Annotated in this window: 19 protein-coding genes; 12 read left to right on the forward strand and 7 right to left on the reverse strand. The window is 43.1% G+C overall.

Going from position 1 to position 23,005, the window contains the following annotated elements; genetic code table 11:
- Positions 1-698: 698 nt before the first annotated feature.
- From rnm to rluB, 3 genes are all read left to right on the forward strand, one after another.
- On the forward strand, positions 699-1,571 hold the full coding sequence (rnm, locus tag Xsto_RS17960) for an RNase RNM (RefSeq protein ID WP_099125939.1): 873 nt from the start codon (positions 699-701) through the stop codon (positions 1,569-1,571).
- A gap of 17 nt (positions 1,572-1,588) precedes the next feature.
- Entirely contained in the window at positions 1,589-2,209 is a 621-nt protein-coding gene (locus Xsto_RS17965; protein WP_099125940.1) for an L-threonylcarbamoyladenylate synthase, read from the forward strand.
- Between the two features lie 63 nt (positions 2,210-2,272).
- Complete coding sequence (gene rluB / locus Xsto_RS17970) at positions 2,273-3,196, forward strand: 23S rRNA pseudouridine(2605) synthase RluB (protein WP_099111897.1); 924 nt, start codon at positions 2,273-2,275, stop codon at positions 3,194-3,196.
- Between the two features lie 83 nt (positions 3,197-3,279).
- Here the strand turns inward: rluB and cobO are convergent, their stop codons facing one another.
- Together cobO and Xsto_RS17980 are read right to left on the reverse strand one after the other, a co-directional pair.
- Positions 3,280-3,876, reverse strand: a complete 597-nt coding sequence (cobO, locus tag Xsto_RS17975) for a cob(I)yrinic acid a,c-diamide adenosyltransferase (RefSeq protein WP_099125941.1) — start codon at positions 3,874-3,876, stop codon at positions 3,280-3,282.
- Positions 3,876-4,640 carry a YciK family oxidoreductase gene (locus tag Xsto_RS17980; RefSeq protein WP_099125942.1) on the reverse strand — a complete coding sequence of 255 codons (765 nt, stop codon included), beginning with the start codon at positions 4,638-4,640 and terminating at the stop codon, positions 3,876-3,878. The genes cobO and Xsto_RS17980 overlap by 1 nt, the downstream gene beginning before the upstream one ends.
- Positions 4,641-4,907: 267 nt before the next feature.
- On the opposite strand from Xsto_RS17980, the gene sohB reads away from it, so the two are divergent.
- From sohB to cysB, 3 genes are all read left to right on the forward strand, one after another.
- Entirely contained in the window at positions 4,908-5,954 is a 1,047-nt protein-coding gene (gene sohB / locus Xsto_RS17985) for a protease SohB (protein WP_099125943.1), read from the forward strand.
- A 564-nt stretch (positions 5,955-6,518) separates the two neighbouring features.
- Positions 6,519-9,116: a type I DNA topoisomerase gene (topA, locus tag Xsto_RS17990; protein ID WP_099125944.1), complete on the forward strand. Its 2,598-nt coding sequence runs from the start codon at positions 6,519-6,521 to the stop codon at positions 9,114-9,116.
- Positions 9,117-9,459: 343 nt separating this feature from the next.
- The gene (gene cysB, locus Xsto_RS17995) at positions 9,460-10,434 is read left to right on the forward strand and encodes an HTH-type transcriptional regulator CysB (protein WP_099111480.1); all 975 of its coding nucleotides are present in this window, start codon (positions 9,460-9,462) and stop codon (positions 10,432-10,434) included.
- A 256-nt stretch (positions 10,435-10,690) separates the two neighbouring features.
- On the opposite strand, the gene Xsto_RS18000 is transcribed toward cysB, so the two are convergent.
- Together Xsto_RS18000 and Xsto_RS18005 are read right to left on the reverse strand one after the other, a co-directional pair.
- The gene (locus Xsto_RS18000; protein ID WP_099111479.1) at positions 10,691-11,305 is read right to left on the reverse strand and encodes an FMN-binding negative transcriptional regulator; all 615 of its coding nucleotides are present in this window, start codon (positions 11,303-11,305) and stop codon (positions 10,691-10,693) included.
- A 113-nt stretch (positions 11,306-11,418) separates the two neighbouring features.
- Positions 11,419-12,234 carry a hypothetical protein gene (locus tag Xsto_RS18005; protein WP_099125945.1) on the reverse strand — a complete coding sequence of 272 codons (816 nt, stop codon included), beginning with the start codon at positions 12,232-12,234 and terminating at the stop codon, positions 11,419-11,421.
- Between the two features lie 275 nt (positions 12,235-12,509).
- Between Xsto_RS18005 and acnA the strand changes: the two genes are divergently transcribed.
- Positions 12,510-15,200 (forward strand): aconitate hydratase AcnA, encoded by a 2,691-nt coding sequence (acnA, locus tag Xsto_RS18010; protein WP_099125946.1) that lies wholly within the window; start codon positions 12,510-12,512, stop codon positions 15,198-15,200.
- 73 nt (positions 15,201-15,273) lie between these two features.
- On the opposite strand, the gene ribA is transcribed toward acnA, so the two are convergent.
- Complete coding sequence (gene ribA, locus Xsto_RS18015) at positions 15,274-15,870, reverse strand: GTP cyclohydrolase II (protein WP_169926679.1); 597 nt, start codon at positions 15,868-15,870, stop codon at positions 15,274-15,276.
- Between the two features lie 513 nt (positions 15,871-16,383).
- On the opposite strand from ribA, the gene Xsto_RS18020 reads away from it, so the two are divergent.
- From Xsto_RS18020 to yciH, 4 genes are all read left to right on the forward strand, one after another.
- Positions 16,384-16,704, forward strand: a complete 321-nt coding sequence (locus tag Xsto_RS18020; protein ID WP_099111484.1) for a LapA family protein — start codon at positions 16,384-16,386, stop codon at positions 16,702-16,704.
- A gap of 6 nt (positions 16,705-16,710) precedes the next feature.
- Positions 16,711-17,880, forward strand: a complete 1,170-nt coding sequence (lapB, locus tag Xsto_RS18025; RefSeq protein WP_099125947.1) for a lipopolysaccharide assembly protein LapB — start codon at positions 16,711-16,713, stop codon at positions 17,878-17,880.
- A gap of 84 nt (positions 17,881-17,964) precedes the next feature.
- Entirely contained in the window at positions 17,965-18,705 is a 741-nt protein-coding gene (gene pyrF, locus Xsto_RS18030; protein ID WP_099111474.1) for an orotidine-5'-phosphate decarboxylase, read from the forward strand.
- On the forward strand, positions 18,698-19,021 hold the full coding sequence (gene yciH, locus Xsto_RS18035) for a stress response translation initiation inhibitor YciH (RefSeq protein WP_099111473.1): 324 nt from the start codon (positions 18,698-18,700) through the stop codon (positions 19,019-19,021). The genes pyrF and yciH overlap by 8 nt, the downstream gene beginning before the upstream one ends.
- A 94-nt stretch (positions 19,022-19,115) precedes the next feature.
- Here the strand turns inward: yciH and bla are convergent, their stop codons facing one another.
- Together bla and Xsto_RS18045 are read right to left on the reverse strand one after the other, a co-directional pair.
- Positions 19,116-20,018, reverse strand: a complete 903-nt coding sequence (bla, locus tag Xsto_RS18040; protein WP_369800401.1) for a class A beta-lactamase — start codon at positions 20,016-20,018, stop codon at positions 19,116-19,118.
- A gap of 139 nt (positions 20,019-20,157) precedes the next feature.
- Complete coding sequence (locus Xsto_RS18045; protein WP_099125948.1) at positions 20,158-22,098, reverse strand: exoribonuclease II; 1,941 nt, start codon at positions 22,096-22,098, stop codon at positions 20,158-20,160.
- A 575-nt stretch (positions 22,099-22,673) separates the two neighbouring features.
- Here Xsto_RS18045 and Xsto_RS18050 point away from each other — a divergent pair.
- Positions 22,674-22,949 carry a type VI secretion system baseplate subunit TssF gene (locus Xsto_RS18050; protein ID WP_244590440.1) on the forward strand — a complete coding sequence of 92 codons (276 nt, stop codon included), beginning with the start codon at positions 22,674-22,676 and terminating at the stop codon, positions 22,947-22,949.
- The last annotated feature ends 56 nt before the right edge of the window (positions 22,950-23,005 follow it).

Consider the following 23,005-nt stretch of genomic DNA (forward strand, 5'->3'; position numbering starts at 1 on the left):
CTAAGATCTGGCTGTCAGTAAAACGTGACTTTTTCATAAGATTTCGATCTCCTCTGCTACATTAAGCGTATGAGAAAATTCTACTTATGGACACTCCGGCTTTTAGGGGGGATTACCCCATCCAGTAGATGGGGGGATTTTTTCTACATATCGTTCTCCAATAGATGTGCCTATAGGGGGATATTCACGACCGAAAATGGAAGTGTCATATGATATCCAGAATTATGGAGGGAGTTATAGGTGTCTTAGAGCTAGCGAGACAATAATATCAGGAAATGTTGGTACAGGTAGCACAAGTGCTGATGATCAGGGGAACTGGAGTTTTGATGTAAACCTTGAACATTTAGGCTGGTACAAAGTAACAGTTTCTAGTTCTGGACAATTTTGTGGGAAACCCATTCAGGCTGAAAGCAAGTTTTGTTATCGTCGATATATGAGATAAATACTTTATCTTTTTATTGCTACGATTTGATAAAAATAGATACAGTGAATAGACATGCTATTTCAACCCTATCGAATCTGATACGATTATCATAGTTCGATAGGGTTTCTCTTTTCCATCTAAATAACGAAGTCTATTCGGTATTTAGCCCCTGCAACCGCCATCAGTGTGGTATCATTCCCGCTCTGTACGTCATATCGCCCAATATCTGATAGACAGTGCGCCTGCTTTTCATCCAACACACAGGTAAAGAACAATGACTGAAGCCATCAGTGAAATGACAAAACGCTATGATCTACATAGTCATACGACTGCTTCAGACGGAGTTTTATCACCTGAGCAGCTCGTGGACAGAGCGATTTTCATGGGTATTCATGTACTGGCAATGACGGATCACGATACAACAGCAGGTATTCCGGCAGCTTTACACCATATCCGGCAGAATCAGCTACCTCTAACGTTAATCTCCGGCGTTGAAATTTCGACGTTATGGCAAAATATGGAAATTCATATTGTTGGGTTAAATGTTGATATTAACTCCGTTGCCTTAAAAACATTTCTGTCTAATCAGGTTAATTTAAGAAAAGAGCGTGGCATTGAAATCGGGTATCGGTTAGCTAAAGCAGGTATTCCCGGCGCTTGGGAAGGTGCATCCCGGTTAGCTAATGGCGGGCAGGTCACTCGTGGTCATTTCGCCCGTTACCTGATTGAGGCGGGAATCGAGCCGACAATTCAGCGGGTGTTCAAAAAATATCTGGCGAAAGGAAAAATCGGTTATGTTCCGCCTCAATGGTGTACAATCGAGCAGGCAGTTGAAACCATTCATCAGGCCGGAGGACAGGCAGTGATTGCTCATCCCGGTAGATATGGTTTGTCAATGAAATGGCTGAAGCGCTTGATTATCTGGTTTAAACAACATGGTGGTGATGCAATGGAAGTTGCACAATGCCAACAAGCACCTAATGAAAGGCAACAACTTGGTCAACTGGCAAGAGAATATGGGCTGAAAGTATCATTAGGGTCTGATTTTCACCAGCCTTGTTCATGGATAGAACTCGGTCGTAATTTGTGGTTACCCGGTGATGTTGTACCGATATGGCACGATTGGTCACAGAGCGGAGCTGCATAGAAGTAGAGGTTATTGTTATGAGCCAGTTTTTTTATATCCACCCTGACAATCCACAGACGCGTCTTATTGACCAGAGTGTGGAAGTACTGAAAAAGGGCGGAGTTGTCATTTATCCTACTGATTCAGGTTATGCTATTGGCTGCTGTCTCGAAAACAAGGACGCAATGAACCGTATATGCCGAATTCGTCAACTGGATGGACGGCACAATTTTACGCTGGTATGTCGTGATTTATCAGAAATTGCGACTTATGCCCATGTGAGTAATCAGGCATTCCGGCTAATTAAGAATAATACACCCGGTAATTACACATTTATCCTGCAGGCGACAAAAGAAGTGCCGCGCCGTTTAATGAATGAGAAACGTAAAACGATAGGGCTGCGTGTTCCATCGAACCCTATAGCATTAGCGCTGCTGGAGGCAATGCGTGAGCCTCTGATGTCATGTAGTCTGATTTTACCCGGAAATGATTTTGCAGAATCTGATCCGGAAGAGATTAAAGATACGCTGGGTAAACAGGTTGATTTAATCATTCACGGTGGCTATCTTGGGCAGCAACCGACAACGGTCGTGGATTTAACCGAGGATTCACCAGTGGTTCTTCGCGAAGGCGAAGGCGATGTAACGCCTTTTTTATAAGATAACCACTTTATTATTTTTTTATTATACGACGCCTGTGAAGGCGACAGCAGAGGTTGCTCAATGAGCGATAAAACAGAAAAGTTACAAAAAATTCTTGCGCGTTCTGGTCATGGCTCCCGCCGTGAAATTGAAGGATATATTCAACAGGGGCGCATTAGTATTGATGGCAAGATCGCAACGTTGGGTGATCGTATTGAAGTCAAACCCGGCACAAAAATCCGCTTTGACGGTCGGATCTTAAATATCAAAGAGTCACAAAAAACAGTTTGTCGTGTTCTGGCTTACTATAAACCAGAAGGCGAGTTGTGTACCCGCCATGATCCGGAAGGCCGTCCGACAGTCTTTGACCGTTTGCCAAAAATGCAGGATGCGCGCTGGATTGCCGTTGGGCGTCTGGATATCAATACTTGTGGCCTGTTGCTGTTTACAACAGATGGCGAACTGGCAAACCGTCTGATGCACCCAAGCCGTGAAGTTGAACGTGAATATGCGGTTCGTGTTTTTGGTGAAGTAGATAACGCAAAATTGCGCCAATTGACACAAGGTGTACAGTTGGAAGATGGCCCGGCTTCATTTAAGACGATTTCGTTTAAAGGTGGGGAAGGTATTAACCAATGGTATAACGTCACTCTGACGGAAGGGCGTAACCGCGAAGTCAGACGTTTATGGGAAGCCGTTGGTGTGCAGGTCAGCCGTTTGATCCGTGTTCGTTATGGTGATATTGATCTGCCGAAAGGTTTACCTCGTGGTGGCTGGACTGAATTAGGTCTGGAGCAGACGAACTATTTGCGCCAATTGGTTGAGCTGAATGAAGAGACTGTATCCAAAGTCGCGGTTGAACGCGACCAACGCCGTCTCAAAGCCAATCAGATCCGTCGTGCAGTAAGGCGACATGCTCAGGTAGCTTCTCGCCCGGCAGGAAAACGTCCTGCAAGTAGTTCCCGCCAGAACACAGGAAGAAAAACGACACCTAAAGGCCGTTAATCTTCTCAGGCCGCTGTTTAGTGCTTATTGCGCTTTCAAACAGCGGCTCTCATCACTCAATGATTTTTACCAGCCATATTTATTTACCAATCGATGCCTCTTTGGGCTTTGATTCCTGCATCAAAGGCATGTTTTACCGGTCGCATTTCTGTTACGGTATCGGCAAATTCAAGCAACTCACGGTGACAACCTCGTCCGGTAATAATAACTGACTGGTTGGCAGGACGCTGTTTCAGTGCTGTCAGAACTTCGCTAAGTTCCAGATATCCATAACTGACCATATACGTGAGTTCATCAAGCACAATAAGCTGGATTGAAGGATCGGATAACAACCTTAAGGCATGTTGCCATACTGATTGACAGGCGTGAGTATCTGTTTCCCGATTTTGGGTTTCCCAAGTAAATCCGGTTCCCATAACATGAAACTCAACTCCGTTTTTTTCCAACAGGTTTTTCTCTCCGTTTTCCCATGTCCCTTTGATGAACTGGATGACGCAAACACGTTGGCCATGACCAATGGCACGGGTGACTGTACCGAATGCAGCCGTTGTTTTCCCTTTCCCATTGCCAGTGAACACCATAACGATACCGCGCTCTTGTTGTGCGGCAGCAATGCGGGCATCGATTTTTTCTTTCAGACGTTGCTGCCTTTTTTGGTACTGGTTGTTATCTCTTGTCATTATTCGGCTGGTCCCGCTTTGCGGCCCGGTTGTGCGTCAAAACTGATACCTGAATCATGCTGGCTGTCATCCCCCATCAAATAAAGATAAACCGGCATAATATCGGCAGGTGTTTTTAATTTGGCGGAATTTTCATCAGGGAATGCACTGGCGCGCATATTGGTACGGGTTCCACCCGGATTAATGCAATTAACCCGCAGGGACGTTCCCTGATATTCCTGTGCTAAAACCTGCATCAAACCTTCTGTGGCGAATTTGGAAACAGCGTAGACTCCCCAGCCACTTCTGCCTTCACGCCCTACACTGGAGCTGGTAAATACCAAAGAACTCCGGGGGGATTTCAATAGTAATGGGATCAGTACCTGAGTCAGCATAAATGTGGCATTGACATTCACCTGCATCACATCATGCCAAAGTTGGACGGGCTGTTCTGTGATGGGCGCGACAACCCCCAATAAACCTGCGTTATGTAATACGCCATCCAGACGGGGATAATGTTGTGCCATCTCGTCAGCAAAAGTCTGGCATTCATGAGCCGTGACAGTTAAAAGATCCATCGTATAAATAGCGGCAGGTAAGCCGCCTTCATTTTCGATTTGCTGTTTAACCGCTTCCAGTTTTGCTGTTGTGCGCCCAAGTAAAATAACCTGTGCACCATGCCGGGCATAAGTTAGTGCAGCTTCACGGCCAATACCATCACCGGCACCAGTGACTAAAATGATTTTTTGTTGCAGCAGGTCATTCTTTGGTTGGTAATCTAACATCTGACTCTCTTCTATAAACAGTTTTTAAATCTGGCGGGTAGATAGGTGTAGCACATAACGTCTTATCAGAACAAAACTTCGTGTTTTCGTCAAATTGACAAAAGTTTATCTGCTTTCTTTTTTGTGAAAATAGATAAATTATATTAATTATTTTTTCTGAAGTAGATTTGACGGAACAGAAGCAAGATAAACTGTTAGAGCACTGTTTCAGGTTTTTGGTTAAAATGAAATATATATTGTTCATCATTAATGAAGAAAGGTGGATCTGTGGAGTATGTTTCTCTATACGGACTGTTCTTGGCAAAAGTAGTGACTATCGTCCTGGCAGTCGTCGTTCTGGTAGTATTTTGTATTGGAGTTGGTGTGCGTAAGACAATGCACAAAGGCGAGTTGCGCCTGACCAATATTGGTGAAACTTATAAGGAAAAACAACGTCAGATGCAGCAGGCTCGAATGAGTGAGGCAGAGCTGAAAATCTGGCAGAAGGAGCAGAAAAAACAGCAAAAAAGTGAAGCCAAGCAGAAAAAAGCTGAGGCAAAAAGCGGCCTGAAGAGTGAACCGAAAACTAGCCTTTATGTGCTTGACTTCAAAGGCAGTATGGATGCCCATGAAGTAGATTCTCTGCGTGAAGAGATCAGCGCAGTTCTGGCTGTCGCTGATAAAAATGATGAAGTTCTGGTACGTTTGGAAAGCCCCGGTGGTGTGGTGCATGGTTATGGGCTTGCAGCATCTCAACTGGCTCGTCTGAAAAACAAAGGCATCCGACTGACAATCGCGGTAGATAAAGTGGCGGCAAGTGGCGGTTATATGATGGCATGTGTGGCTGATCGTATTATTGCTGCACCTTTTGCCATCATTGGTTCAATTGGTGTGGTCGCACAATTACCAAACATTCATCGGTTCCTGAAGAAAAATGATGTTGATATCGAATTGCATACAGCAGGCGAATATAAACGTACTCTGACCATGTTGGGAGAAAATACCGAACAGGGACGGCAGAAATTCCGGGAAGAATTGAATGAAACACATAACTTATTCAAATCGTTCATTCATGATCATCGTCCCACACTGGAAGTCGATAAAGTCGCGACAGGTGAGTATTGGTATGGCACACAGGCAAAAGAGCTTGGATTGATTGATGAAATTGGTGTCAGTGATGATTTCCTGATTTCACAAATTGAACACCGTGAAGTGATTGGAGTCGGCTATTCCCGCCGTAAGCGTGTAGTGGAACGTTTCATGGGAAGCGCAATGGAAAGTGCTGATAAATTGCTGATGCGCTGGTGGCAAAGAGGCCAGAAGCCACTGCTCTGACAGTAAATCTGGCGATACATGCAGTAAACTATAGATTAAACAATAACATATAGCTGCATTACGGCGGATAGTATGACACGGTCAGAATGACAGTCATATTATCCGTCCCATAAATTAAGAAAGTTTTTTCCTGCCTTATATTGTCTGAACTGTTTTGAGAGATAGTTTACATTGCACAAAAATCACAATTTTCCTAACCATTTCATTTGGTTTTTATAGCAGCAATTGCCGCTTGACAGGAAGTGTTCTAGTTTGCACCTATTCTGCTTTCCAGAAAAATAAGTTGTTGCGCATCGTTTTTTATCAGGTACAGTGTGGGCTTTTCGTCATGCAGATGGAAGATTTTGTTTACAACTGTTAGGCCATGTCATTGCATGGTATGCGTTTATGTATAAAATATCTCATATATTTCAAAGGGTTTGGTGTTTGAGCGAAAGTCTGGGATAAAAATTAGTTGATATCTTGCGAATCTATCGCAATATAAAAAGAGATCTATTTTATATACCGCAACATAACTTCGTAATTTTCGCCATCTGAAAAGAAGATAATTAGGTAAAGGTAACTATGGGTAAAGCTCTTGTTATAGTGGAGTCCCCGGCAAAAGCCAAAACAATCAATAAATATCTGGGAAATGACTACGTTGTGAAATCCAGCGTTGGTCATATCCGTGATTTGCCGACCAGTGGTACAACGAGTCAAAAGAGTTCGAGCTCATCTACCGATAAGAATAAAAAGAAAACTAAAAAAGATGAGAAAACAGCGCTGGTTAACCGAATGGGAGTTGACCCTTACCATGGCTGGGAAGCGAATTATCAGATCTTGCCCGGCAAAGAAAAAGTGGTAGCAGAGCTGAAAACACTGGCTGAAAAAGCACAGCATATTTATCTGGCAACGGACCTTGATCGCGAAGGGGAAGCCATTGCCTGGCATTTGCGGGAAGTCATTGGCGGAGACGATACACGTTTCAGCCGTGTTGTTTTTAATGAGATTACCAAAAACGCTATTACTCAGGCTTTTGATAAGCCGGGTGAGTTAAATCTTGATCGTGTTAATGCACAACAGGCGCGCCGTTTTATGGATCGCGTGGTTGGTTACATGGTTTCACCGTTATTGTGGAAAAAGGTTGCCAGAGGGTTGTCTGCTGGCCGTGTTCAATCTGTAGCTGTCCGTCTTGTTGTTGATCGTGAACGGGAGATTAAAGCCTTCGTTCCGGAAGAATACTGGCAGATATATGCGGATCTCATGGCTAAAGGGGGCGTTGAGCTCCATATGGAAGTTACCCATAAAGAGGGTAAACCATTTAAACCAGTTAACGCTCAACAGACTCAGGCTGCCGTCTCTTTACTTGAAAAAGCCAGTTATAAGATCACAGACCGTGAAGATCGCCCAACGTCAAGTAAGCCTAGTGCGCCGTTTATTACTTCTACGCTGCAACAGGCTGCCAGTACCCGGTTAGGCTTTGGCGTAAAGAAAACCATGATGATGGCTCAGAAATTATATGAAGCAGGTCATATTACTTATATGCGTACTGATTCTACCAATCTGAGTCAGGATGCTTTGAGCATGGTTCGCGGTTACATCAGTGATAACTTTGGTGATAAATATCTGCCTAAAGAAGCCAATATTTACAGCAGCAAAGAGAATTCGCAGGAAGCTCATGAAGCTATCCGGCCGTCTAATGTTGAGATTATGGCTGAAGCACTGAAAGATATGGAAGCTGATGCCCAGAAATTGTATCAGCTTATCTGGCGTCAGTTTATTGCCTGTCAGATGACTCCGGCAAAATACGATTCAACCACACTGACTGTTCAGGCCGGCGATTTCGAATTGCGGGCAAAAGGCCGTACCTTACGTTTTGATGGTTGGACAAAAGTTATGCCTGCCTTACGTAAAGGGGATGATGACCGTACTTTGCCTATTGTGGAAGTAGGGACGGCCCTCGATTTACAAAAACTGCTCCCAAGCCAGCATTTTACTAAGCCACCGGCGCGCTTTAGTGAGGCGTCATTGGTTAAGGAGCTGGAAAAACGGGGTATTGGCCGCCCATCTACTTATGCTTCAATCATTTCTACCATTCAGGATCGTGGTTATGTGCGGGTTGAGAATCGCCGTTTCTACGCGGAAAAAATGGGTGAAATTGTCAACGATCGCTTAGAAGAAAACTTTAACGAATTGATGAGCTATGATTTTACGGCAAGAATGGAAGATCAGCTCGATCACGTTGCAAACAATGAAGCAAACTGGAAAGGCGTATTGGATGAGTTTTTCGTCAATTTCAGTGAGCAATTGGATATCGCCAACAAAGATCCGGAAGAAGGCGGAATGCGTCCGAATCCTATGGTCATTACTTCTATTGAATGTCCGACCTGTAGTCGCCCGATGGGAATTCGTACTGCAACGACAGGTGTATTCTTAGGCTGCTCAGGTTATGCATTGTCTCCAAAAGAGCGTTGTAAGCAAACCATTAACCTGATCCCAGAGAATGAAATACTGAACATTCTTGAAGGGGATGATGCGGAAACGAACGCACTTCGTGCCCGTCGTCGCTGCTCCAAATGTGGTACAGCAATGGACAGCTATTTGATTGATACCCAGCGTAAATTGCATGTCTGCGGTAATAATCCTGCTTGTGATGGCTACGAAGTAGAGAACGGCGAGTTCCGTATCAAAGGCTATGACGGTCCTATCGTTGAATGTGATAAATGTGGCTCGGAAATGCACCTGAAAATGGGGCGTTTCGGCAAATATATGGGATGCACAAACGAAGAGTGTAAAAATACCCGTAAGATCCTGCGTAGTGGGGAAGTTGCGCCACCGAAGGAAGATCCTGTGCCATTACCTGAATTGCCGTGTGAAAAGTCAGATGCTTATTTTGTTCTGCGTGATGGGGCTGCCGGTGTATTTTTGGCCGCCAGCACGTTCCCTAAATCAAGGGAAACACGTGCACCTTTAGTTGAAGAACTCGCTCAATTTAAAGACCGTTTACCTGAGAAATTGCGTTATCTAGCGGAAGCTCCGATTCAAGACCCTGAAGGGAATAAAACGATTGTACGTTTTAGCCGTAAGACAAAACAACAATATGTTTCTTCAGAGAAAAATGGTAAAGCGACGGGTTGGACCGCATTTTTTGTTGATGGTACATGGACGGTCAAAGAAAAGTGATGATTATCATAATGGGTTGCTAGCCAATCCATTGAAATATAATCAGACAGATATTTTATTTTTGAATTAAAATATGACTTTTTTTTCTGTAAAGCCAGTTCTCAGGACTGGCTTTTTTTGTTTTTATGAAGAATTTAAACATAATATTTTTATAATACGTAATTAATAATCGTTATTGACCCTAATTATTTGTTATATATATATACAGCAAGTGTTATAGTAGTTATATGTCTACATAAATATATTCTATATGGTTATAAGAGAATAACTATTAGCAATATAGAACTGATATAAATTACAAAAAACATTCGTATATAAATTACAATTTAGGGACAGTGCTGATATGAAACTACAGCAATTACGTTATATCGTTGAAGTGGTTAATCACAACCTGAATGTCTCTTCTACGGCGGAAGGATTGTATACCTCTCAACCAGGGATCAGCAAACAGGTAAGAATGCTTGAAGATGAGCTGGGTATTCAAATATTTGCGCGCAGTGGAAAACATCTGACACACGTTACACCGGCTGGTGAGGAAATCGTCCGTATTTCACGTGAAGTCCTGTCAAAAATTGATTCGATTCGCTCAGTTGCCAGTGAACACACTTACCCTGATCGTGGGTCTTTATATATTGCGACTACACACACACAGGCAAGATATGCATTACCGCCTGTTATTAAAGGTTTTATTGAACGTTATCCTAATGTTTCCCTTCATATGCATCAGGGCTCACCAACTCAAATTGCAGAAGAGGTCTGTAAAGGGAACAGTGATTTTGCAATCGCCACCGAAGCGCTTCATCTTTATAGTGATCTCATCATGCTGCCTTGCTACCACTGGAATCGTTCGATTGTTGTCACCAAAGATCACCCATTGGCGACAAGGCAGAATGTTACCATTGAAGAGCTGGCAGAATACCCGATTGTGACCTACACCTTTGGTTTTACAGGGCGTTCTGAGCTGGATGTTGCTTTCGACCGTGCAGGGCTTAAACCTAAAATTGTATTCACCGCGACAGATGCTGATGTGATTAAGACATATGTCCGTCTGGGATTGGGAATAGGGGTTATTGCCAGTATGGCGGTAGAACCGGTTCAGGACAGTGATCTGGTTCGAATCGACATGCGTGATAAGTTCAGTTACAGCACAACTAAGATTGGTTTCCGTCGTAGCAGCTTCTTGCGTAGTTATATGTACGATTTCATCTGGCGTTTTGCTCCACATTTAACCCGTAATGTAGTGGATCAAGCGGTTGCCTTGCGATCTAATGAAGAGATTGAAGAAATGTTCAAGGATATTGAATTACCGATTATATAAAATGGTATATACACTTCGTCTTTCAAGTTGCCTCTTTGTTGGCTGCGCCCGTTCACCTCAGTCACATAGTTATCTATGTTCTTGGGGATTATCTCCCTTGCCGCCGCGACGCATCTTGAAATCCATTGTGTATAAGCGCAGTACGGGTCAGAGAAAAGCAGAGGAAAATAGCCTTGGCTATTTTTCTCTGCTTTTCTGTATCTCATGAATAAAAGCAATAAACAAACAATCTTTATAGAGTTAAAAGACTGTTTAATTATTCTCCGGTTCCGACGTTACGTATTTTCATATAATTAGCGAGTTCTTTATTGTCGGGCATTTTACTTTCCTTCAAAGCGGAAAAAACACCTCTTTGATCACCCTGATTTTTATGCTGCCCTAGTTTTTCTTTTGCATCTATTTTTGTGATGATGATTTTAAATCCGACAATTGCCTGACGTTGTTTATTGAGATATTCCTCTGGCATTAATTCCGTATTGTTCATTAACCCCGGCTCATACTTATTAACTAAATCTTCTAAAGCTGATTGAGTTTCATCGCCATTTAAAAATTTTGTGACACCGTAACAGTGAACAGCAGTGTAATTCCAGGTGGGTACGGCGTGTTCAGATTCATACCATGTAGGTGAGATATAGGCATGAGGGCCGGTAAAAACGGCCAGAACAGGCTGATTTTCTAATTCTTTCCAGTGCGGGTTGGCCTTAGATATATGGCCGTATAGCGTACCATATTCTCCTTCATCGGGATTCAATACTAAGGGAAGATGTGTTCCGGCCAAAGAGGGAGAAACCAGCAATCCAAAGCTATAAGTAGAAATAAACTTAGTAATATCTTCTCTGTCCTGCATTTGCATTTTGTGAGGCGTATACATGTCTATCACTCCGATAACAATAAATTTAACTGGTTTCAGAATAACGCTGACATATTAATATAACAATCATATATGAATATATTATTCAAACCAAAATTTATAACTTTCTATTTTTAAAATTCACCGCTAAAAAAGTTATCTGATTTTTCTATTGATGCTCGTTTGTTTTTAAGAAGAAAATTTTCAAAAGCCGATTTTATTTCTGGGTCTTCCAATGCCTGATAATCAAATAGTGACACGCAGGAAGAGTAATTAAATTCAACATTGATAGTTTCATTGGAAGCGCAATTTGATGTAACTTCTGAATTTGTTCTGTCAAAATCCAGCTTAAAAAGCTTTATTTTGGGAATATATATGACTTGATTATCGTTACCGACCGCCTCAATGATGCTTGCCAGCGTGATTGTTGAATAACGGTCATCATTTTTTTTCAGCCCGAGCCTGATCGCATCACCCTGTTTTTGCAGAAACTGTGAAAAGCTCTTCATGCCCGGGGAGTTAGTATTCACAACGATATCCATGATCAGCTGTAATAAATTGGTTGCGATAGAAAATCCCTTCATAACATGTTGATATGTTTGCTTTTCAATATTTCTGACGCTCATTAATGGCAGCTTTCCCATAATATCACCCCAGAACTGGACATCTGTTCTGTACTGTCGTCCACGGGTATCGGAGTATCTGATAATATAATCAGTCGCAATAGAAGAAAGGGCTATCTGAGTTTTTTTTATATCGTCCATCTTCTTCATAACATGCGATTTATCATTGAGTTGTGAGGCAATGACAAATTGAACTAAGCCATCAGCATCGCTGAATCGATGGTCAGAGAGAGTGAAATGATCTTCAATATTATGACAGAAAAATTGTTCAGCCTGTTTTATCTGATTCAGATAATTTTCACGCTTAATAATAATTTCGTTATCCATAATTCGCCTTCCAATAGTTAATAAACAATAATATGGTTGATGATGATATTCGGGGCGCTGAATATCAGTTCCGGCCATCAATAGAACATATCTATTTTGTGGGTGTCATCACTAAAGTTTGTCAATAAGTGAGGAATTACAGCGGGTTGGCAAAATATGTGAAAGCTGAATAACAATTATCTACTAGTATGTTATGTTTAATCATATATATCCGTCGTTTTTCAAATTGAAATTCATAGGGTGTAGCTGGTCATAAATATAAAAATGGAGGAGTTATGTCGTCTAAATTGAAAACGGACTGTGCTTCAACACTTTCCATTAGCAGTGAAACTTCTGGCAGTAAGACCTACCATTATTACAGTTTACCTCTGTTATCTGAGCAACTGGGTGAAATATCCCGCCTCCCTAAGTCCCTGAAAGTTCTGCTTGAAAACCTCCTGCGTAATATTGATGGTGATTCTGTTGTTGAAGATGACCTGAAAGCGCTGGTGGCATGGCAACAAAGCGGTCATGCTGAGCGGGAAATTGCCTATCGTCCTGCCCGTGTATTAATGCAGGATTTTACCGGTGTACCCGCTGTCGTGGATCTTGCGGCAATGAGAGAGGCTGTTTTAAGGCTTGGTGGCAATGTAGATCAGGTGAATCCTTTATCACCGGTTGATCTGGTGATTGACCACTCTGTCATGGTGGATAAATTCGGAACTGAGCAGGCGTTTGAAGAGAACGTTCAGATTGAGATGGCGCGTAACTATGAACGCTATTTATTTTTACGCTGGGGGCAAAAAGCCTTCAATCGATTCCGGGTTGTTCCTCCCGGAACAGGTATTTGCCATCAGGTTAACCTTGAATATTTAGGCAAGGCGGTTTGGTATGAAAACCGTGACGGGAGGGATTTTGCCTACCCGGATACATTGGTTGGTACCGATTCTCATACCACAATGATTAACGGTCTCGGTGTACTTGGGTGGGGCGTTGGCGGAATTGAAGCCGAAGCCGCTATGCTAGGGCAGCCAATTTCCATGCTGATCCCGGATGTGGTTGGTTTCAAACTGGCAGGAAAATTACGCGAAGGGATCACCGCAACTGATCTGGTGCTGACAGTTACACAGATGCTGCGTAAACATGGTGTGGTCGGCAAATTTGTTGAATTTTACGGCGATGGTTTGGCTGATTTGCCACTGGCAGATCGGGCGACCATTGCCAATATGTCGCCGGAATATGGCGCAACTTGTGGTTTCTTCCCTGTTGATGATATTACCCTGAGTTATATGCGGTTAACCGGACGCAGCGAAGATGAAATTACGCTGGTTGAGGCTTATAGCAAACAGCAGGGATTATGGCGTCATGCCGGAGATGAACCAATTTTCACCAGCAGTCTTGAGCTGGATATGTCTACGGTAGAAGCCAGTCTGGCAGGGCCAAAACGTCCTCAGGATAGAGTTGCGCTGGGTGGGGTTCCACATGCCTTCCAGTCCTCGATGGATCTGGATATTAATAGAAAGCAGGGGCTGCAATCATCTATCCCTGTGACAGTAGATAATCAGACGTTTTCTTTGCAGGAAGGGGCGGTAGTGATTGCAGCTATTACCTCTTGTACTAATACTTCTAACCCCAGCGTATTGATGACCGCCGGCTTACTTGCTAAAAAAGCGGTTGAGAAGGGGTTACAACGGCAACCGTGGGTTAAAACGTCACTGGCACCGGGTTCTAAAGTGGTAACAGAATATCTGAACCTGGCCGGATTCATGCCTTATCTTGAAAAGTTAGGTTTTAATTTAGTGGGATACGGCTGCACCACCTGCATTGGTAACTCAGGGCCGTTACAGGATGAGATTGAGGCTGCGATTAAACAGTCTGACTTGACAGTCGGAGCCGTACTTTCCGGCAACCGAAACTTTGAAGGGCGTATTCATCCATTGGTCAAAACTAACTGGCTGGCTTCTCCGCCACTGGTCGTGGCCTATGCCCTTTCCGGTAGTATGAAGCGCGATCTGACCAGTGAACCAATTGGGCAGGATCAGCAGGGGCGTGATGTCTATCTGAAAGATATCTGGCCGAGCAGTAAGGAAGTTGCTGAAGCGGTGGAGAAAGTCAGAACCGATATGTTCCACAAGGAATATAGTGCGGTGTTTGATGGAGATGAAAACTGGCAGGCACTGGAAGTCGAAAGTTCAGCCACTTATTCCTGGCAGCCGGATTCAACCTATATACGTCTTCCGCCTTTCTTTAGCCACATGACACAAGAACCTGAGCCGGTAACGGATATCCATCGGGCTAATATTCTGGCCATTTTGGGTGATTCAGTAACAACAGACCATATTTCTCCTGCCGGGAATATCAAGGCAGATAGCCCGGCAGGGCGATATTTACAGGAACATGGCGTTGCTCCGAAAGATTTTAACTCGTATGGTTCAAGGCGCGGAAATCACGAAGTTATGATGCGTGGAACATTTGCTAATATTCGTATTCGTAATGAAATGGTGCCCGGTATTGAAGGGGGATATACGCGCCACATCCCGTCACAAAGCCAGCTGGCTATTTATGATGCGGCTATGCGTTATCAGGAAGAGAAAAAATCGCTGGCCATTATTGCTGGTAAAGAATATGGCTCCGGTTCCAGCCGTGACTGGGCCGCGAAAGGAACCAGCTTATTGGGTGTAAGAGTGGTTATTGCGGAATCTTTTGAGCGAATTCACCGTTCCAATCTGATTGGTATGGGGGTATTACCGCTGGAGTTTCCACAAGGAATCACTCGTAAAACTCTTAACCTGACAGGGGATGAATTCATTGATATCGGCGGATTGAGTGATATCAAGCCTGGTCAGATTATTGTTGTGAAAATTACTTACCCTAATGGGGAGGTAACTCAAGTTAATGCCCATTGTCGAATTGATACCAATACAGAGCTGGCCTATTTCTATAATGGCGGCATACTGCATTATGTTATCCGCAATATGTTGAAGTAAAAATAAGCATTACTGAAATGAAAAACTGCGCCCACACCGACGCAGTTTTTATTTTCTTTTCTGTAGAAAGAAATTAGCTGGATTTGGACAGCAGATGCCCCATCAGGCGCGCTTTTGTATCAAGGTAGTAAGCGTTATTAGGGTTACGCCCTACAATAAGCGGCACACGCTCGACAATGTTAATGCCGGCTCCGACCATAATCTCCATTTTTTGCGGATTATTCGTCAGAAGACGGATAGCATGTACACCCAGTAATTTATACATGTCTGAACACAGAGTGAAATCTCGCTCATCGGCAGCGAAACCTAACTGATGGTTCGCTTCGACAGTATCAACACCTTTATCCTGCAATGCATAGGCCCGAATTTTATTCAGCAGACCAATATTGCGGCCTTCCTGGCGGTGATACAGCAGAACACCCCGACCTTCCTTGCTGATTTGTGACAGAGCAGCTTCGAGCTGAAAACCACAGTCGCACCTTAAGCTAAATAAAGCATCTCCGGTCAGGCACTCTGAATGGATACGGGATAAAACCGGCTCATCACCAGAAATGTCACCATACACAAGGGCAACATGATCGCGGCCTGTTTCTATCTCTTCAAATCCAATCATCAGAAATTCGCCCCAGGGAGTAGGCAGTTTGGCTTCAGCTACTCGTGTTAGCTGTATGTTTGTATTCATATGTTGATTTAGCTCGTTACAATGACAATATTGTGATACTCAGAACAATACCAGTTTGGAAATCAGCTAAAACTACGCAAAAATTTTCTCTGATTACAGCGCATGTACGCATCGCGAGTATAACAGAAATTATGCTTATGTCCGTAGATAAAGATATGCCGGATTTTCGGATAAAGCACAGGAGAGACTATTGCAGTTTGCAGTAATATTAACATGCTAAACTGTAAACATATTTTTGTAGACATATCCGGTGCCTTTATGCCGGTGAAAATTCATATATAGTGATACATCTAGTTATTTGTTTTATTTGGATATGCTTGTTCAACGGAAAACAGTGACGGAATTACAGGCAGCAAAGTAGAATATTGTCACAAAAAGGGTGAAATATTGGTTTAGTGCAATAAAATACTTCCTTTGCGTAGATGAGAAATGCTAATTTAGCAAGCCACTATGTCTGTTATTTGGCATATCAATCAGCAACAATCGATAACAGGAAACAATGTGAAATATTTTCTGATCTTATTACTGGCACTGGTTGTTTTTGTTATCTCAGTGACACTGGGAGCAAATAATAATCAAGTGGTAACCTTCAATTATTTGATTGCCAAAGGTGATTATTCGATATCCACTTTGCTGTCGTTTTTATTTGCCATCGGCTTTGCTCTTGGATGGGGAATTTGTGGCGGGTTTTATCTGCGCACCAACATGTCGTTAAGACGCGCAAAACGTAAAATTAAGCGCTTGGAGACCCAGTTGGAGCAGCCAGTTGAATTATCGACAAAAACTGCCTCCCAAGCCTCAGTGGTTCTGGACAAGGAATAATACTCCATGTTAGAGCTGTTGTTTCTGTTGCTTCCTATTGCTGCCGCGTATGGCTGGTATATGGGACGCAGAAGTGCTCAACAAGATAAGCAACAATCGGCAGACCGTCTGTCACGTGAATATGTTGATGGGGTTAATTTTTTACTTTCTAACCAACAGGACAAAGCAGTCGATCTGTTTCTTGATATGTTAAAAGAGGACAGTTCCGCGTTTGAAGCACATTTAACGCTGGGAAACCTGTTCCGCTCCCGTGGTGAAGTTGAAAGAGCCATCCGTATTCACCAGTCCCTTATGGAAAGTGCCTCCCTGACATTTGAACAACGTTTACTGGCTACTCAGCAGCTCGGTAGAGATTACATGGCTGCCGGGTTATATGATCGGGCAGAAAATATGTTTGTTCAGTTAATTGATGAAAAAGATTTTCGGGAGAGCGCGCTTAATTCTTTGCTGACTATCTATCAATCAACCAGTGACTGGAGCAAAGCCATTGAGGTGGCAGAAAAACTAGTCAGGCTGGGTAAACAGCAATTCCGCGAAGAAATCGCCCATTTTTATTGTGAGTTAGCTCTACAGGGAATGAGGGAAGACGGTTTCAGTGATGCTATCGGGTATTTGAATAAGGCTGCTCAGGCGAATAAAAATTGTGCCCGTGTATCGATTATGTTTGGCCGTATTTATATGGCGCAGAAAGAATATACCAAAGCAACTGAGGTGCTGAAACGAGTTCTCGAGCAGGATAAACAACTGGTTAGCGAAGTTTTGCCGATGTTGCAGGAGTGCTATAGGGAGCTTGTTCAGCCGGAAGGGTGGGAAGCTTTCATCCTGCGTTGCGTGGAAGAAAATTGCGGAGCAATTGCAGAGATCCATCTGGCCGACATTATTGAGCAAAAAGAGGGCCGTGATACAGCCCAGATTTATATTAATCGGCAGTTGGAACGTCATCCGACGATGCGCCTTTTTTATCGCCTGATGGATTACCATCTGGCTGATGCAGAAGAAGGGCGGGCCAAAGAAAGTTTGCTTCTTCTGCGTAATATGGTGGGTGAACAGATCCGAACCAAACCCGATTATCGATGCCATAAGTGTGGCTTTACTTCTCGTTCACTTTATTGGCATTGTCCTTCGTGTCGTTCGTGGGACACAATTAAACCCATTCGTGGTTTAGACGGGCAGTGACAATGTCACTTTATTGGTGGCGTTTTTTATTTATAAAATTTTTATGCGCGAAATAAAATTCATTTTAAAATTAAAGGCTAAAAAATGACATCCCATACAGGTCAAGCTTTAGGTAAGCAAGTTGAATCACCGGTTGTTGTTGCGTTGGATTATGACAATCAGGATGCAGCATTGGCATTTGTTGACAAGATTGATCCTCAATCTTGTCGTCTGAAAGTGGGCAAGGAGATGTTTACATTTAATGGCCCGCAATTTGTCCGTATGTTGCACCAGCGTGGTTTTGACGTGTTTTTGGATCTCAAATTTCATGATATTCCTAACACCACAGCAAGAGCTGTAGCCGCAGCGGCAGAATTGGGCGTTTGGATGGTCAATATTCATGCCGGCGGTGGGGAAAGAATGATGACCGCTGCTAAAGAAATTTTATTACCTTATGGTAAAGATGCTCCATTATTAATCGCCGTTACTGTCCTGACCAGCATGGATCAGTCTGATTTGTTAGGCACCGGGATTGATGTGACACCCGCTCAGCACGCTGAACGTCTGGCGAAACTGACTAAACAGTGTGGTCTGGATGGTGTGGTTTGTTCAGCTCATGAAGCACAACAACTGAAAGCAGCATGTGGTCAGGAATTCAAACTGGTTACACCGGGTATTCGTCCTGAAGGTTCAGATGCCGGGGATCAACGCCGTATTATGACACCACCACAGGCAATTCAGGCCGGTGTGGATTATATGGTGATCGGGCGTCCGATTACCCGAGCTGAAAATCCAGCATTGGCATTGCAGCAAATTAATGAATCAATCGGGATTGTTCATGGATAATAACTCACGTCTGGTTTATTCAACAGATAGCGGCCGCATTCAGGAAGAAAAAACTCCACCGGCTCGTCCTAAAGGTGATGGGATTGTGCGTATCCAACGCCAGACCAGTGGACGTAAAGGTAAAGGCGTTTGTGTTATCACAGGAATCGATGCTGATGATCAAACCATTGCTAAGCTAGCCGCGGAATTGAAGAAAAAATGTGGCTGCGGTGGTTCAGTTAAAGATGGTGAAATTGAAATTCAGGGTGATAAGCGCGATTTACTAAAACAGTTATTGGAAGCGAAAGGCATGAAAGTCAAACTGGCTGGTGGCTGATTTAGCTTTTCATCTCACTTTATCAATCTTCACAAGCTATGCAATGTAACAGACTTATGGCATAGCTTGTGTTCATGATTCCCGTTATAGAATCTTATTCAGCCTGAATTATTATACGAGCCGCTTCTGCTAAGACATCGGGGCGGGCTTTAGCATTTTTATCACCGGGTTGAGTGAAATAAGTCACCAACACCAGTGGTGCTCGGTTTCCTGACGGCCAGATTACGGCAATATCGTTGGTTGAGCCATAATCACAGCGACCGGTTTTATCCCCGACAATCCAGTCTTTCGGTACTCCGGCGCGAATACTGGCATTCCCTGTAGTATTTCCTTTCAGCCATTCCACCAGTTGCGTACGTTGATTTGTTGCGAGGAAATCACCTAAAGCTAGTTTATATAGGCTTTCTGCCATTGCTTGAGGTGTTGAAGTATCACGCTCATCACCCGGCTGAACCAGATTTAATTCCGGTTCTTTACGATCCAGCCGAAACATCATGTCACCGAGAGTTCGGGCAAATGTTGTCACCCTTTCAGGGCTACCTAACTGGTTAATGATCAGGTTCATGGCGGTATTATCACTGTATTGTAAAGTTGCTGCACTTAGCTCCGCCAGTGTCTTACCCGTTTCAATATATTTTCCAGTAATCGGACTGTATTCAACTAAATCAGACTGTTTGTAGTTCACTCTTTGCTTTAGCAAATTTTCATCTGTTTCGCTTTTTTTCAGCAGAGCAGAAACTGCCATAAATTTACTGGTGCTACATAATGGAAAACGCTCATTTGCGCGATAGCCGATGGTTGAATTGTCTGCGCTATTGATTAAGACCACGCCAAGATGCCCATTGGCACTTTGTTCCAAAGCAGTGAGCTGATTAATTATTTGCTTTTGCTGAACGTTACCGAAAGATGCCTGAGAAGGAAAAATTATCAGGGTACTCAGCAAAGGTAAGAGGGTTACAGCACCATGTATAAATTTGGGTATGAATTTAGAGATGATTTGTTGTGTAGGGAATTTCATATGAAATTAAACGATGATTTAAGTTTTGTTATGAAACTGCCGCCTATAATAGCGGCAGTGTGTTTATGTTCTGGAAATCCCCGTTTTATTGGGCATAGTCTATTATGTTGATCCTGTGTTAACTAACAGGACGCGCCACGATATTACGGGTTTCCATTCTGACTTCTTCAAGGCGCACATCGATAATATCGTTCAGGCGATAAACTGCTTCGCCTTTAATCAGGACAGAACCGGTTTCCTGACTGCATTGAAGCTCATCACGAACGGAATGCAGGAATGGCCCCGGAACGAAAGCAATTGCACCATTGTCGACCAAACGAACACGCAGGCCACCACGAGTGATATCAATAATCTCAGCAGCAAAGATTTTATCTGTGCCAGCATAAGGTTTGAGATAACGGGCATAGAGCCAGTCACCAACATCGCGTTCGGCCATACGGTTTGCGCGTCGACGTTCGGATAGCTGTAAACAGATCTCTTCAGCCGGTTTCTCTGCCTCAGTGTGTTGAATAACAGCTTTCAGCAAACGATGATTGATAATATCGCTGTACTTACGGATAGGGGACGTCCATGTGGCGTATGCGTCAAAACCTAACCCAAAGTGTGGACCCGGTTCAGTTTTAATTTCCGCAAAGGTCTGGAAGCGGCGGATACGACTATCAAGGAACTGAGTCGGTTGCTTATCCAGCTCACGGCGTAATTCACAAAATCCTTCCAGCCCAATAAGTGCTTCCGGGCAGGTTTCAATACTGTGTTCTTTGAGTACGTCAACAACCTGTTCAATCTGTGTTGGCTCAAAGCCGGTGTGAACGTTATAAATACCAAAGCCTAACTTATCGCGCAGGACTTTCGCAGCACAAAGGTTAGCTGCAATCATTGCTTCTTCAACAATGCGGTTTGCAGAACGGCGTTGTTCAGTGACAATATCAGTGACATTCCCGCCTTCATCCAGAATAAACCTGTAATCAGGGCGATCTTTAAACACCAGAGCGTGCTGTTGACGCCAGTTATTACGGCGTTCACACATCTCTTTCAACAGTGTGATTTGTTCAGTGACAGCATCTGAACTCGGTTTCCAGCCTTCCTTACCTTCCAGCCAATCAGAAATCTCGTCATAAACCAGTTTGAATTTCGATTCGACCCAAGCGGCAAAGAATTGAATATCATCACCCAATTGCCCGTCTTCCAGAATAGAAACCTGACAAACCAGAGCAGGGCGGCGGGCATTCGGACGAAGAGAACACAAATCATCAGAAAGTTCGCGGGGCAGCATTGGAATATTGAAGCCCGGCAGATAGTTGGTAAAGCTGCGTTGATAAGCGATTGTGTCAAGATCGCTGCCCGCCTTGATATAGGCTGTCGGGTCGGCAATAGCAATAGACAGTTTCAGGCTGCCATTATCATTTTTGACAATATGCAATGCGTCATCCATATCTTCAGTTGTTGCACTGTCGATTGTGACGAAATTAAGGGAGGTCAGGTCGATACGCTCAAGAGAATCATCATCCAACTGGCAATCTGCCATTGATGGTGCTTCACGTTCCAGACTGTGGCGAGTAAGAGTAACCCACCACGGAGCGAAGTGATCATCACCACGAGTAATATAGCCGGTTATTTCAGCATGAAACCCACGATCACCTTTCAATGGATGACGGCGCATTTCAGCAACTGCCCAGTCACCTTGTTCGAAACTATGAGTTACCTGACTGGATGGTCGGCATGGAATAGAGTCTTTTAATAACGGATGGTCGGGAATAATCCACAGTCGGTTGTCGTTTTCTTTTTTCTGAACACGGCCAACAAAACGGGTCAGGAAAGGTTCAATGAGTTCTTCTGGTTCAGCGACTTCTTTTTCTTTATCGGTATGAATAGCAGCACTGACTCGATCGCCGTGCATCACTTTCTTCATATAAGGAGGAGGAATAAAGTAACTTTTTTGACCATCGACTTCCAGAAAGCCGAAGCCTTTTTCTGTTCCTTTGACTAAACCTTCTACGCGCAAGGTTTGAGAATGTAGTTGCTGTTTTAGCTGAGCAAGCAGCGGATTGTTTTGAAACATAATAATCAGGAGAGTTGTGGAGTTATTATCGATAATTTAGGTAATAGTTTTACGCGAATCGAGGGTATCGGGCAAGTAACATCTTATCAAAACACGAAAAAGTACCTAGTGAGAGTAATATTTATACAGCTCACGGATGATCATGCAGTAACAATAATAATATAAGATAAGGTGCTGAATATTCACTCAAAGGTTAGCGCTGAATTTAATATCTGATGAATATAGTTGTTTATTTAAATATTTTATTAGCTTTAATTAAATATTGTTAATTAAACATTTATAAACGTTATTTGACTAGATTATGTTGTTGTGTAAATTCATGGTTGATAATACACGAAGGTGTTTTTTCTTTTTCATCATAACTTAAGTCCTTTTTATCACTCCTGGTTTAATTTATCTTTTTGATTTTTATGTTTATTGTTTATTGTCTGTGCTTTTGGCTAACCTATTTTTCTTTAGGTATATAAGAGGCTCATAGCGATATTTACGCTATTAAAATAAATATAGCATTTAAATTGGTGACTATTAAAAAAGAGATAGGCATGGATAATTTTCAATTTTATTATTAGTGGGAATTGGATTACCTACAGCAAATTGAAAAATTAGCCAGTAAAGAAAAACCACATTTAGCAGAAAATTTTAATGGATGTGATCCTGATATTGAACGGCTGAATCAGGGTTTTTCTGTGTTAATGGCTCGTTTACATCAAAAAGTAGATGATACTTTTCCTGAAATTACTTTGCCTCTGCTATACCCATCGTCATTGAAGATGCTTGATTTTTCATTCCTATCAGATCAAAATCGCGCCCATGAAAATTACCCTGACAGATGCCCAAAAAGAAGCGCCTGAATTGATGCACGATACGACTCGTGATGGGCGCGTCCGTGACCGTATCAAAGCCGTGC

The organism is Xenorhabdus stockiae (assembly GCF_002632825.1).
GTDB lineage: Bacteria > Pseudomonadota > Gammaproteobacteria > Enterobacterales > Enterobacteriaceae > Xenorhabdus > Xenorhabdus stockiae.

What these genes read in the sequence shown, in the direction of transcription:
- rnm (WP_099125939.1), top strand. Translation starts at nt 699, where the DNA reads ATGACTGAAGCCATCAGTGAAATGACAAAACGCTATGATCTACATAGT.
- Xsto_RS17965 (WP_099125940.1), top strand. Translation starts at nt 1,589, where the DNA reads ATGAGCCAGTTTTTTTATATCCACCCTGACAATCCACAGACGCGTCTT.
- rluB (WP_099111897.1), top strand. Translation starts at nt 2,273, where the DNA reads ATGAGCGATAAAACAGAAAAGTTACAAAAAATTCTTGCGCGTTCTGGT.
- cobO (WP_099125941.1), bottom strand. Translation starts at nt 3,876, where the DNA reads ATGACAAGAGATAACAACCAGTACCAAAAAAGGCAGCAACGTCTGAAA.
- Xsto_RS17980 (WP_099125942.1), bottom strand. Translation starts at nt 4,640, where the DNA reads ATGTTAGATTACCAACCAAAGAATGACCTGCTGCAACAAAAAATCATT.
- topA (WP_099125944.1), top strand. Translation starts at nt 6,519, where the DNA reads ATGGGTAAAGCTCTTGTTATAGTGGAGTCCCCGGCAAAAGCCAAAACA.
- cysB (WP_099111480.1), top strand. Translation starts at nt 9,460, where the DNA reads ATGAAACTACAGCAATTACGTTATATCGTTGAAGTGGTTAATCACAAC.
- Xsto_RS18000 (WP_099111479.1), bottom strand. Translation starts at nt 11,305, where the DNA reads ATGTATACGCCTCACAAAATGCAAATGCAGGACAGAGAAGATATTACT.
- Xsto_RS18005 (WP_099125945.1), bottom strand. Translation starts at nt 12,234, where the DNA reads ATGGATAACGAAATTATTATTAAGCGTGAAAATTATCTGAATCAGATA.
- acnA (WP_099125946.1), top strand. Translation starts at nt 12,510, where the DNA reads ATGTCGTCTAAATTGAAAACGGACTGTGCTTCAACACTTTCCATTAGC.
- lapB (WP_099125947.1), top strand. Translation starts at nt 16,711, where the DNA reads ATGTTAGAGCTGTTGTTTCTGTTGCTTCCTATTGCTGCCGCGTATGGC.
- pyrF (WP_099111474.1), top strand. Translation starts at nt 17,965, where the DNA reads ATGACATCCCATACAGGTCAAGCTTTAGGTAAGCAAGTTGAATCACCG.
- yciH (WP_099111473.1), top strand. Translation starts at nt 18,698, where the DNA reads ATGGATAATAACTCACGTCTGGTTTATTCAACAGATAGCGGCCGCATT.
- Xsto_RS18045 (WP_099125948.1), bottom strand. Translation starts at nt 22,098, where the DNA reads ATGTTTCAAAACAATCCGCTGCTTGCTCAGCTAAAACAGCAACTACAT.